Origin of the sequence: Sphingomonas faeni (assembly GCF_024273235.1) — a bacterium.
In the GTDB taxonomy this organism is placed as follows: domain Bacteria; phylum Pseudomonadota; class Alphaproteobacteria; order Sphingomonadales; family Sphingomonadaceae; genus Sphingomonas; species Sphingomonas faeni_A.
In genome coordinates this window covers 1-12105 of the sequence record NZ_JANBVH010000044.1, presented here as the reverse complement: position 1 = coordinate 12105, position 12105 = coordinate 1, and the positions used below count along the sequence as shown (strand labels likewise).

The 12105-nt window shown below is 67.3% G+C and carries 9 protein-coding genes and 1 tRNA gene; 3 read left to right on the top strand and 7 right to left on the bottom strand.

Annotation, left to right across the window (positions count from 1 at the left end; all coding sequences use genetic code 11):
* The first annotated feature begins 84 nt into the window (after window positions 1-84).
* The gene (locus NLI89_RS18475; RefSeq protein ID WP_254688321.1) at window positions 85-867 is read left to right on the top strand and encodes an MJ0042-type zinc finger domain-containing protein; all 783 of its coding nucleotides are present in this window, start codon (window positions 85-87) and stop codon (window positions 865-867) included.
* A gap of 135 nt (window positions 868-1002) precedes the next feature.
* Here NLI89_RS18475 and NLI89_RS18470 read toward each other — a convergent pair whose 3' ends face one another.
* Window positions 1003-2361 carry an MATE family efflux transporter gene (locus NLI89_RS18470; protein WP_254688320.1) on the bottom strand — a complete coding sequence of 453 codons (1359 nt, stop codon included), beginning with the start codon at window positions 2359-2361 and terminating at the stop codon, window positions 1003-1005.
* 112 nt (window positions 2362-2473) lie between these two features.
* Here NLI89_RS18470 and NLI89_RS18465 point away from each other — a divergent pair.
* Together NLI89_RS18465 and NLI89_RS18460 are read left to right on the top strand one after the other, a co-directional pair.
* Window positions 2474-2560, top strand: a tRNA-Leu gene (locus tag NLI89_RS18465).
* Window positions 2561-2639: 79 nt separating this feature from the next.
* A complete protein-coding gene (locus NLI89_RS18460) occupies window positions 2640-2792 on the top strand; it encodes a hypothetical protein (protein WP_165886441.1) in 153 nt (50 codons plus the stop codon).
* 179 nt (window positions 2793-2971) lie between these two features.
* On the opposite strand, the gene NLI89_RS18455 is transcribed toward NLI89_RS18460, so the two are convergent.
* The 6 genes from NLI89_RS18455 to NLI89_RS18430 all read right to left on the bottom strand — a co-directional run bounded on the left by NLI89_RS18455 (window position 2972) and on the right by NLI89_RS18430 (window position 11891).
* Window positions 2972-3214 carry a hypothetical protein gene (locus NLI89_RS18455; protein WP_254688319.1) on the bottom strand — a complete coding sequence of 81 codons (243 nt, stop codon included), beginning with the start codon at window positions 3212-3214 and terminating at the stop codon, window positions 2972-2974.
* 18 nt (window positions 3215-3232) lie between these two features.
* Window positions 3233-8308, bottom strand: coding sequence for a DUF11 domain-containing protein (locus NLI89_RS18450; RefSeq protein WP_254688318.1), 5076 nt, complete (start codon window positions 8306-8308; stop codon window positions 3233-3235).
* An 85-nt stretch (window positions 8309-8393) separates the two neighbouring features.
* Window positions 8394-9479, bottom strand: a complete 1086-nt coding sequence (locus NLI89_RS18445) for a hypothetical protein (RefSeq protein ID WP_254688317.1) — start codon at window positions 9477-9479, stop codon at window positions 8394-8396.
* 80 nt (window positions 9480-9559) lie between these two features.
* Window positions 9560-10033 carry a hypothetical protein gene (locus NLI89_RS18440; protein ID WP_254688316.1) on the bottom strand — a complete coding sequence of 158 codons (474 nt, stop codon included), beginning with the start codon at window positions 10031-10033 and terminating at the stop codon, window positions 9560-9562.
* 11 nt (window positions 10034-10044) lie between these two features.
* Entirely contained in the window at window positions 10045-11085 is a 1041-nt protein-coding gene (locus NLI89_RS18435) for a hypothetical protein (RefSeq protein WP_254688315.1), read from the bottom strand.
* 344 nt (window positions 11086-11429) lie between these two features.
* Entirely contained in the window at window positions 11430-11891 is a 462-nt protein-coding gene (locus tag NLI89_RS18430; RefSeq protein WP_254688314.1) for a MarR family winged helix-turn-helix transcriptional regulator, read from the bottom strand.
* Between the last annotated feature and the right edge of the window lie 214 nt (window positions 11892-12105).

Genomic DNA, 12105 nt, shown 5'->3' with positions numbered 1-12105 from the left:
CTTCAAGCTTGCCACATCCGTCGGCGGCGTGCTTATTCGGCACGAGAACGGTCGCGCTCCGGCGGCCGCTGGTGAAGCGTATCCATGATCCTCCAATGTCCCGAGTGCAGCACCCGCTATCTAGTGCCCGACAGCGCGATCGGGACCGATGGTCGCACCGTTCGCTGCGCCAACTGCCGGCACAGCTGGTTCCAGGCCGCTGCTCCGGTGGTCGAGGACACGCTCGACCTGCCCGAACCGACCCCGCTCGCGCCTGCCCCGCCGCCGCTCGCTCCACTGGCGCGGACGCCCGCCGCAGAGCCTGCGGAACGATTCGCGCCGTTCGCGCCCCCTGCGCCAATGACGGCCGCACCGACGACGCCTGAGCCCGTAATCGCGCCGACCTATGCCGCGCCGACATTCCCGCCGGTCACCGAGCAGCCGCCGTTTCGCCCGCGCCGCAACACCACGCGGCGCTGGACGATCGTGGCGGTGCTCGCCGGGTTGCTGATGCTGATCGCCGCGGGGGCGATCGTGTATCTGGGTGCACCGGGCGTCGCGGCAAAGCTGGGGCTCGGGATCGGCAGCGACGAGACGCCGCTGCGGCTGCGCGACAATCCGATCGAGCGTCGCGAACTGGATAACGGCTCCGAGCTGTTCGCGGTCAGTGGCCAGGTCACCAACCCGTCGAACCAGCGCCAGCGCGTACCCGACATCCGCGCCGAACTCCGCGATGCGCAGGGCCGGCTGGTCTATAGCTGGACGATCACCCCGCAGCAGCGGACGCTGGCGCCGGGCGGCGCGATCGATTTCAACTCCGCGACGCTGAACGTGCCCGCGAACTCGAAGCGCCTCGAACTGAGCTTTGCCGGCGAGACGACGCGGTAACGCTTCGATCCTCCCCCGCCAGGGCGAGGTGGCTGGCACTTGCCAGACGGAGGGGGAGGAAAAGGCGACAAGCGTTGCGCGTTCCTCCCCCTCCGTCACCTGCGGTGCCACCTCCCCCTTGCGGGGGAGGATAAATCAGGCGCGCAACCGCCGGCTCACGATCCAGAACCGGCCGCCGTGCAGCACCGCCGCCGTCAGCATCCCAAGCCCCGACGCGTAGACCAGCGCCATCGGTCCAACCCCCGCATGCACCATCCACCAGCCCGCCCCGCCGGTGACGGCGAAATACGCGACGATGCTGTTAACCCCCGCGACCACCTGATCGCCGAGCGAGCGCAGCGCATAGACCAGCACCACCTGCGCGCCGTCGAACAGGATGAACGGCGCCCATACCGGCAGCATCGCCAGCGCAACGGCGTGGGTCGCGGCATCCGACGGAAACGCCGCGACGATCGGCCCGCGCGCGACGACGAGCACGATCCCACACGCACCCAGCGCGAGCATCGACAGCCCGGTGGCGATCAGCGCGCGCGAGATACCGGCCTTCGGCTCCCCTTCGCCCACCGCATTGCCGACGCGGACGCCACAGGCCGAACCAAGCCCGAGCGCCAGCGCGAACGTGACGTTGTGAACCGAGAACACGATCTGGAACGCATGCGCGACGTCGTCGCCGAACTGCGTCGACAGCGCGATCAGGATCGAGAAGCCGGCCAGCTCCAGCCCCGACGCGACCGCGGGGACGATCCCGAACACCGCGAGCGCGGCGATCCCCGCGGGCATGCCACGCCATGCGGCTGCATCGATTCGACGAACGCCACGCTCCTTCGCGCGCGGCAAGGTCAGCGCGGCGGCGATCATCCCGACCGCGCCGAGACCCGACGCGATCGCCGTGGCGGTCGCGGCACCGACCGCGCCCATCGCCGGCAAGCCGAGATGCCCGCCCGACATCGCCCAGGCCAGCACCGCGTTGAGCGGCAGGATCGACAAATTGACCACCGCGACGCGCCGCGGTCGGCTGACGCCCTCCAGGAAGAAGCTCGCGGCGACGATCATCAACTGCGGCGGATAGGTGAAGGCCATGACGCGCACGACCCGCCCCGCCGGCTCGACCAGCGTTGGCGCGACGCCGATCCCGGCAAGCATCGGATCCGCGAACACGAACATGACGCCGCCGACGACGAGCCCGAGCAGCAGCCCGAGGACCAGCCCCTCGCGCAGCACCTGCCCGGTCCGCGGCAGATCGCCCGCGCCGTCGGCACGCGCGGTATGGACCAGCACGCCAGACAGCCATGCAAGCCCGGTGACGATCGCGATGAAGGTCAGCGACCGGCTCGCCCCCAGCGCCGCCACCTCGTGCGCGCCGACCAGCCCGACCACGATCACGTCGGTGACGTGGAGGATCGTCCAGTTGAGGCTGGTCAGCATCACCGGCCATGCGAGCGCGAGAACGCGCCGCGTTTCGCTTCGGGTATCGGTAGAGAAGGGTCGGAGCATCGTTTCCGGTACCGGACGAACGGTTTTTCGCAAAGGCCGTTGCGTAGCGTTCAAACCCTTGCTAGTGGCGCTCGCCTACCAGATGCCGGGTTCGCCCGGTGATGTTTCATGGGCGGCCATGGCGGAACTGGTAGACGCGCAACGTTGAGGTCGTTGTGGGCGAAAGCCCGTGGAAGTTCGAGTCTTCTTGGCCGCACCATTTTCCCCGATAGAGTGAACCACCCCTTCGAGGGTCCCCCTTGCTGCGCTTGTGCGTTGGGCTTGCCGGAGGAATTTGCATGAGTTCGATCGACGACACGATCATCGACACGCCCGAGGGTCCGATGACGTTTGCGCAGTGGAAGAAAAAGAACCCGGTCCAGCTGCCCTCACGCAGGACCAAGGGGAAGAAGCTGCCGAACAAGGTGAAACTGACCACCGACGAGAAATAGGCGGGCATCTTGGATCGAGCGGTCCAACCCAAGGATAACGCGCTCCCCTCCCTGAAAGGGAGGGGTTGGGGGTGGGTAGGCCGGCTTGAGCCGCACCCGTCCGGATCACGCGGAACCCGACCCACCCCCAGCCCCTCCCTTCCAGGGAGGGGGGAAGAACAGTCGCATCCCGAATTACCTCAGTGCCGCCCCGACCCCATCTGCGCCCGGATCATCCGCGCCTGGAACTTCACCCGCTGCCAGAACGTCGCATCGTCCAGCCGCCATTGCCGGATCGCCTGCGTCGCCAGCGTCTCGATCAGCGCCTCGCTGGTCGCCGCGTCCTGCATCGCGAATGCCCGTGCGAGATCCTCGACGCATGGACCGTGATCGGTGAAGTCGCGCGGCAGCGGCATGGGTGTCGGCTGGCTCGGCATAGGCATTGATTTCTCTCCCTGTGATTATCGCCGCCCGCCGAACAGCGCGCGCGTGGCGCCACCGAACGCCGAGCCGATCGTGGTCTGGTCGAACTTCAGCCGCATCGTCACGTACGGCCCCTGCCGCGTGTAGCGGTCGTCCTCGAAATCGCGGTCGCGGTAGCCGGACACGTTGTAGCCGGCGCTGATCCAGGTGTTCTGTGCAGGCGACACCCCAACCGACGGCCCGCCGCTCCACGACCACGCTCCCCGCGACCAGGCGTGCTGCACCGATCCGCTGACGCCGATATCGAACCGCGTGCCGACATCCTTGCGCAACTCGAACCCGGTGACGTCGATATACCCGTCATAGGTGTCGTCGGCGAACCGCCCGGCGACGTATTTCGCGCCGTAGTACAGCGTCGCCTCGGTCCCGTGCCCGAGCCCTTCGGGGCCGGTGCGATAGTTGACGGCAAGGTTGTTGATGATCCGCGACGTCACCTGATCGCCGCCGCCATAGGCGGGCACGCCAAGCGAATTGGAGTCCGAGAACCCCGCATCCGCGCTTTCGTGCCGCAGTTCGAGCCGTTCGAGCACCGACCAGCGGCTGTCGAGCGGCCGGAAGGCGAGCGCGATATCGGCGGTGGCATAGGTCGCGACCGCGCCGGTCCGGTCCTTGATCGTGTACGCCTTGACGCTCGACGCCAGCGTCTTGCCCTGGCCCAGCGTGCGCAGGAAGTTGGTGGTGATCCCCCAGCGATCGCCGCTGTCGGCATTGCGGTATTCGAGCCGACCGTTCACCGACCACAGCGTCTGGCGATAGGTCGCGCCGAGCGTGGCGGCGGCGTAATCGCCGTTGGTCTGGTCCTGCCCGACATAGCCGCCCGACGTGACCGGCTGGAACGGATTGACCACCGCGCCCTCGGGGATGCGCCCCTTCAGCGTGTTGCTGGCATCGAGCGTGCCGTCGATGGTCCAGTTCTTGCCGATCGGGACTGACTGGCTGAGACCATATTGCGCATAGGTCCTTTCGCCATTCTCTCCCATCGCCTGCTGGTTGAGCGTGCTCATCAGCTTGGCGCCGGTCCAGGGCGCGACGTCGACGCCGAACTGCTTGGTATGCGCGACGAAGCCGTCGCCGTCGGCGATCTCGTACCCACCGATCAGGCGGATGCCCGGCGTGATCCGATACGCCAGCTGGATCTGGTGGCGGATCGGGAAGTCGACGCTGTCGCTGTCGCCACCCGGCGCGAACTGGGTCTGCAGGGTGACGCTCAGCTTGCTGTCGAACAGCAGCTGCGTACCGCCGAGCGTCAGCAGGCGGCTGTCGCGGGGCTTGCCGTCGATGCCGCGGTCGGAGGCATATTGCCCACCGACGAAGATCGTGCCGGAGTCGCGGCGATACTCGATCCGCGCGTCGGCGGCGGTCCGCGTCCCCGCGCTGTCGAGCTGCTGCTGGTGCCACACCACACCCGTCAGGCTCAGCCGGTCGGTCAGGCGAACGCGACCGTCGAGCCCGAATTTCCGCGTGCCCGCCTCGACCAGGTTCTGCTGGCCGACGCCGAACGCGGTATCCTGCTGCCGGGCATAAGCGAGCAGGTCGAGCTTCGCGCCGTGATGGTCGATCTCGGCGAGATAGGCGAGCCCCCGGCCCAGCCCGCCGCGTCCGCCTTTGGCGATCTCGCCGCGCACTTCGGTATTCGCGGTCACGCGCGCCTTGATGTCCGCGCCGAGCACGGTAGCCTGGCCATTGGTCTCGTCGCGGATCGCCGCGACGCCCACCTCGACGCGTCCGTTCGCCAGCTTGGTCGCGACGCGGGCAGCGGCGGCCAGCTTGGCCGATCGGCCGCTCTCGACCTCGTAATCGGCGACGATGAAGGTCGGATTGAGGTTGCTGTCGCGACTCAGGACGGGGTTGCGGAACCGCACCGTGCCCATTGAGGTATCGATGTCGTAGTCGATGTGCCGGGTCAGCTGCGTCGTCGCCACGATCAGCTCGGACCGGAACCGATCGCGCGTCTCCAGCCGCAGCTTGTCGCTGTTCGGCACGATGTTGCGCCCGGAGAGGCGGTACGGGCCGCTGAGGCCGTTGCCCTGGATCTCGTCGCGCGAATACAGCGTGTCGGTATGCGCGGCGAACCCGGTCGCGCGCACCCGCTTGCCTTCGTACGCAGCCTTCACGCCGTTGAGCGTGCGGTTGTAGCGGGTCAGCTGCGCATCGGTGAACCCGGTCTCGAAATCGCCGAACAGCGCGTAGAATTCGCGACGCTCGAGCCGCAGGTACAGCTTCCGCCGCGTCGCCGCGTCATAGCCCTGGCGCGAACCGTCGCCATAGACGGTGTAATAGCGATCGGGGTCGATCGTGCCGAGCAGGCCGCGGTCGGGGTCGTATTTGCGGTCGCTGTCATAGGCGATCGTCGCCAGCCACGATCCCTTGACGCGACCCTTGGCGTAGAAAGCGAGCTGGCCGTCGGTGACGACGCTGTTGCGCTCCGACCTGGGCAGGCCAGACTGGCGCTTGCTGAGCATGTCGTAGCCGATCGAGCCCGCGCCGAAGCCGACCACGATCCAGTCCTTGGCGGACGCGGCCAGCCAGGCGCGAACTTCGTTGGTGTGGACTATTTTATCTTCGGTCAGCGAGATGACCACGCGCGCGGCACCCGCCTGCGTCGTCGGCTGGAGCGCGAGGAAGGCGAGCCCGTCGTCGCCCACCACCAGCGCGGTCGTCGACGTGCGCTCACGCCCGGCAAGCTGGCGGGTCTGCTCCAGCGCGACCTCGACCGCGGCGGTATAGGGCTGGTCGACCGTGAACGGCACGATCGTCCCCGCGCGGACCGGACGACCGGCCTTGTCGGTCACGCGCACCGCGATCAGCGGTCGGGTGAGGCCATCGGCGACCAGCCGGCTGTTGGCGGCATCGAACACCGCACGGACCGGCAGGCCTGCATAATGCACCATCCGGTCGAGCGTCTTGACGACGCTGCCATCGGCGGCGAGCACGCGTGCCTGGAGACGATTGTCTCCGTCGATCAACGGGATGCCGGTCCAGCGCGAGACCGCGAGATCGGTACCGTCGCGCTGCTCCGTGCCATCGAACGCCAGCGGCTCGACCTGCTTGCCGTTGATCGTCAGCGCGACCCGCTGGCCGGGCAGATGCTTGATCACGGCGCGGACGACCGGTGCGCGCGGGTTATGGTCGGCGAGTGGGAACAGCCAGTCTACGCCGGCGGTCTGGCCGCTGGCGAGCCAGTCGCGGCTGCCCGCAGCGGTGGCGTCGTCGACCACCGTGATCGGCAGTGCGGCATCGGCAGCCTTGGCCTTGCCGGTCGGCTTCAGCTGGAAGTCGACGCGCTTGAGCAAGCCGCCGTCTCCCTCGACGAACCGCGAGATCGCACTGTTCGCCTGACGCGTGTCGATGTCGCAGGCGACCGGCGCGTGCGTCGCGGGGATGCTCGACGTGTCGATCTGGACGACGTGACGCCCGGCACGGACGCCCTCGAAATGGTACAGCCCGTCGCGATCGGTGGCGACGAACGTGCCGTCCTCCATCAACAGGCGGATGCCGGCCACGCCCTTGCGCTTGTCGACCGGATCGCCGCAATTCCCCTCGGTCACGCGGCCGATGATCGTCATCGCGTCGGTGAACAACAGCGGGCGCAGGCGAACCGATGCCGCCGCCTCGTTGCTGGTGACGGTGCCCTGCCCGACGACGCGCGCGCGGTTGAGCGCTTCGCCGGCGGGTGCGCCGGGGGCGATGCTGACGACGTATTTCAGCTCGGTCGAGGCGCCGGCCGCCAGCACCGGAATGACGAAGTCGAGCGTGCGGCCATCGGACGACACGGTCGGCTCGTCCCCGCCGCGTGCGGAATTGCGCTCGTAGCGCAATCCCTTGGGTAGCGTATCGGCGACGTGGAGCCCGCGCGCCGGGACGGCATCGCGGTTGGTGATCCGCAGCAGATACTGGACGAAATCGCCCGGCGACGCCTCGCGCACGGACGCGATCTTGGTCAGCAGCAGCGTCCCCGCGCCGGGGCTGTCGAGCGGAATGTCGGCCGAGAACGGCTCGGGCGTCGACAGCGTCAGCGATCCGCCGAAGCTCGTGTCGTTGAGGATGAACGCCCTGCCCTGCGGGTCCTTCAACTGCGCCAGCGTCGCGCGATCCACGGTCGAGGGCGCGGTGTAGGTGCCGGGCGGCGCGACCTTCAGGAAATAGCGCCCCGGTGCGGTCAGCGGGAAACGATAGCGCCCCGTCTCGCCCGGATACACCCGGCCGCTGGCGTCGGTGACCGCCTCGCCGGTGATCACGGTGGAGGGATAGCGGCTGACCCCGTCGTCGCCGAACACGGTGGCGGGCTGGCCGGTCTCGTCGACCAGCGACACGGTGGTGCCGTCGACCAGCGCGCCGGTCCGCGAATCGAAGGTATAGCCAGCCGGATCGATCAGCAGCGACGCCATCGAGGCGAGGCTGTAGCCGTCCTCGGCAAAGCTCAGCTTGATCGCCGCGCCGCGCTGGTTGCGGATATCGCAGGCCGCGAGCTCGGGATACTTGCCGGTCGCGACGGCGGGGATCCCGCCGGCGAAGATGCCGCTGGCGACCGCGGTCTCGGTCAGCGTCAGCGTGGTCTTGATGGTGCCGACCTCGACCGCGATGATCGCGGTTTCGCGCAAATCGGGATCGCGGTTGCCGGCCTGGTTGTCGAGCACCAGGATCATGTCCGCATAGATGTCGACGGTCGCGATCGGGGACGACGCGGCATAGGTCGCGGCGTCGATCGGCGCCGGCGTGAAGAGCAGGGTCGGCGTGGTCTGACACGCGGCGCCGGTCATTGCGTAATTGGGCGGCGGCAGGCGAAACGTCAGCGTCGTCGGGCGCTTGGCGCGGTTCACATCGAGCGAAACCGTGTTCGAGGTCACCGTGCGGATGCCCGTATTGCTGCCCGCATCGTCGAACGACAGCGTCGCGCTGTTCTGGATGCGCGTCTGGCCAGTACCCTCGGCACCCGTCTGCGCCGCGACCGGCAGGCAGCCGACCACGAGCCCGTACAGGATGGCCCAGACCATCGTCAGGACCATCGTCAGGATCGGGGCGCAAGGGCGCGAAAGGCGGTGGAGGCTGGACATGCAGGATCCTCCCCCGGCACGCGTCGCCACGCGTGCCGGGATCGGTCGTTCCTTTATCGAGGGACGGGGTCCGCGAGGGGCGGGTTTAGTTGATCTTCACGCGGAAGCTCGCGGCGACCGGCAGGAGCGAGGTCACCGTCGGGATCGTCACCCTCACCTGCCGGGCCGTCGCGTCGTACGATCCGGTGATGCCGCTCACCGGCAATACCGTACCACCGGCATCGCTCAGCGGGAGGCCGTCCAGCACGCATTCGTCGCCGAGGGCGATGCCGCCGACCGTGATCGAGTTGGCCTCATACGTCGTGTTGGCGGGAATGAGATCGGTCAGGTTGACGTTGCGCGCCGGGGTCAGCGTCGTCGCGTTTCTCACGATCAGGCAATAGCGCACGATCGCACCCGGAATCGCCTTGGGCAGTGTGATCCCGCTCACCGGATCCGAGATGACCGTCGACGATTTCGCGATCGAGAGGTCCACGTTGCGGGTCGTGATCTCGTACGCCAGCGTCGCACGACCGTATCCGTTGAACGCGAGGTCGCCGAAGCCCGAATCATTGTCGGCAAAGACCACGTCGACCACGCCGTCACGGTTGGCGGCGAGGCCGTTCGATACCAGCGCATCGCCCTGCCGCGTCACGTCGCCGCCCGCGGCGATCTGCGCCACCAGCGTGACGGTGGCGAGCGACGCGGCCTGCTCTGCAGGCACGTTCGCGACGATGAAGACGGTCCTGGTCTGGTCCGCGGGGAGTTCGTTGATGTAGGTCGCGGTATCGGCGGCAGTATAGAGGTTGTCGCCGTCCGAATCGACGATGATACGGATGTTGTCGACGTCGAAATTATCCCCTGCGAACACACCGCCGAGCAGGCTCTGGATGGGCGACAGGATGAAATCCTGCGTTCCGTTGGTGTTGTTGGTCACGGTGAATTTCAGCACCGCATCGGTCTCGCCGATCGAGACGGGCGTGTTGCCGCCCAGCGGCGCGACCGTCAGGTTCGCTTTCAGATCGACCACGAACGTCGCGACGTTCGACGTGGCGCTCTGCTGCACGCCGTTGACGGTGTAGCTCGCCTGCGCGGTGTTGGTGATGGTCGTGCCCGCGGCGGTGCCGGCGGGCCCCGGCGCGGTCTGCGCCGATGCAGTTCCAAACGACACGACTGCGGCCGTTCCGGCCATCAGCGTGCGTATTACCCCTTTTGCATGCATGTCTTGGTCTTCCTTCTGGTGTGTTCAGGCGTGGTGGGTGAGGGTCGGGATCATTTCAGGACGGCCTGGAACGCGAACTGGCCTTGCGCGCCGGCCGGGATCGGACTCGCGAGGCGCCACCGGACGCTGGTGACATCGTTGGGGTTCGCCGCGCGCGTGCCGCCGTCGGGGCTGCGGACGCGCAGGGTGGCGAGCGAACCGAAAGTCTTGCCGTCGACCGACACGTCGGGCGCGGGCGAACCGGGATTGGCGGCGCGATAGGCGATCTGGCGCGGCAACGGATTGTCGAGCACCACGTCGGCCAGCGGCTGCGCGCCGGTGTTGCGATAGGCCAGGATGAAGATCACCTTGTCGCCCGGCGTTACCCGCGACGGCTTCACCAGCGTAACCCGGGTGGTGCCGTCGGGCGCGGCACTGCGGGCCTCGACCATGACGCTGCTGGTCACTTGCAAGGGGCCCGCAGCAGCCGACGCGACGGCGGCCGTCGACGTCAGGATGGCGGCAATCATGGGACGTGAGATCATGGCTATGCTCCTCATTGGATCTTGGCTTTGAACTGGACGGTGTGGACGGAGGCGGCGGCGACCTGCCCGAGCGCGACGGCGATCCCGGGGGCTTGTGGGCCGCCGGTCTGGGCGCCGGCCTGAGCGCCAGTCGCGTCGAAGCGACCCGCGTCGCCGTCCGCGGCATCGCTGAGCGGAACGCCGTCGAGCATCAGGCTGCCGGGGACGAAAACGGTGCCGGCAGGGATCGGGTCGGCGATCCGCGCCCCGGCGACGGCGTCGGTAAAGCGCGCCTCGAGCGTGTAGGTGATGACCGAATCGCGCACCGCGTTCTGCGATCCGTCGGCGGCGCGTACCGACTGGCTCTTGAACAGCGACGCGCCGGCGGCGGTGGCGGTGGTCAGTGGAATCGAGACGCTGGCGCTTGCTCCGGTCGGGCCCACCACCGCAGCGCCGCCACCATCGCCCAGGCCATCATAGCCGGTGCCGGCGCTGCCCGATCCGGTCGTCGATCGTGCGGTGACGGTTAGAGTCGCCGTGGCGGGGGCGGCCGCAGGGGCTCCCGTGCCGGGTGCCGCGGCGACGATCGCCAGCAGCTTGATCGACTGGCCTGGCGACAGGCTGGGCGTCTTGCCGTCCACCAGCGCCGGATCGCGGGTGGCATCGTACAGGCCGTCGCCATCCGCATCGATCACCAGCGTGCGCACCACTATGGTGCCGGGCGAGTTCGTCCCAGCTACCAGCGTGACGGCCAGCACGAAGGATTCATTGCCGTTGTCGAGATTGGTCAGCGTCAACGGAACGACGGTCGGCGCGGTCGTCACGACGATCGCGCCACCAATGTCGCCGGTGAGCGCGACGTCGAGGCGCTCTGCGACGACGATCGTCACGGTGTTCGACGTCGTCGACCGGGTCGCATCGCCCAGGTCGTAGCGGAGGCCCGCCGTGTTGATGATCGGGGTACCGGCCGCAGTACCGGCTGGCGTACCGACACTCGTGCTGCCGGACACCTGCGCCGATGCGGGCGAGCTGACCAATGCCTGGAGCCCCGTCCCGGCGAGCAGGATCGCCACCGTACCGCGCAAAGGCGTACCGCGCAAAGCCGCAAGGGCGCGCGAGTAACGGCTGCCTTGTCCAACAGGCTTTGACAACGGTCGAAACAATTTTTTTGATCCCTTACCCAGCGGCAGGGAACAAAATTGGCTCGAGCCTATTAATCAAATGCTACCAAATCAAAACGGCGAAATATTCGCGTATTTTGATACTTAATAGAATTACATCCGGTTCGTGATGTACTACCCTAAAATCAGAACCACCTTGTAGATATACTGTATTTCGGTTTCAGACATGGGCCGATACATCGGGATATGGTTCTATCGATGCGGCCGTCGCACATAGATAGGCGAAAGGCGAAGGCTCAGCTCCGGGCGAGCGCCCGTAGATAGGCTTTCATCGCCTGCTCGCCATTGTAGCTGAGCGATATCTCGACCCGTCGCCGATCGGTCGGATCGACCACCCGGTCGATCAGCTTCAGCTTGTGGAGATGCTCGATCCAGCGCTGCGAGGTGGTGACGGGCGCGTCGGACAGGGCGACCAGTGCCTTGATGTTCATCGGCGATCGATCGTCGCGCGCGACGAACAACGCCAGCAACATGTCCCAGGCGGGCTCGTGAAACAATTCCTCCGGCAGGTACCGGCGACGCATGCGCCGTTCCGCCAGGACGGTGTTGGCGTGTTCGATCAGCGTCGCGTCGCTGGGCTCGTCGGCGGGCGACAATGGTTTTTCCGCTTGCGCGATCCTGCCATTGAATTCTTCGGCAACCGCCGAAAGCTTGGCCGTCAGATCCTTGATCAATTCGACTACGGATTCATTCTTCACCCAAGACCCCCCTTCGCCGCCACGGATATCCGAGCATCGATGCCGCGGCAGCCGACCGACCCCGTGCCTGCGGATTTTGCCGCTGTCGCACGACGCCTCCCGTCTCGCCGGCCATGTACCACCCGGTCACACCCAGGTCTGGCCACGCGCACCATGACTGTCGACTTCCGCCTGATAAATTCAAGCCAATCCTTTGAAAAACGGTAATGATCGC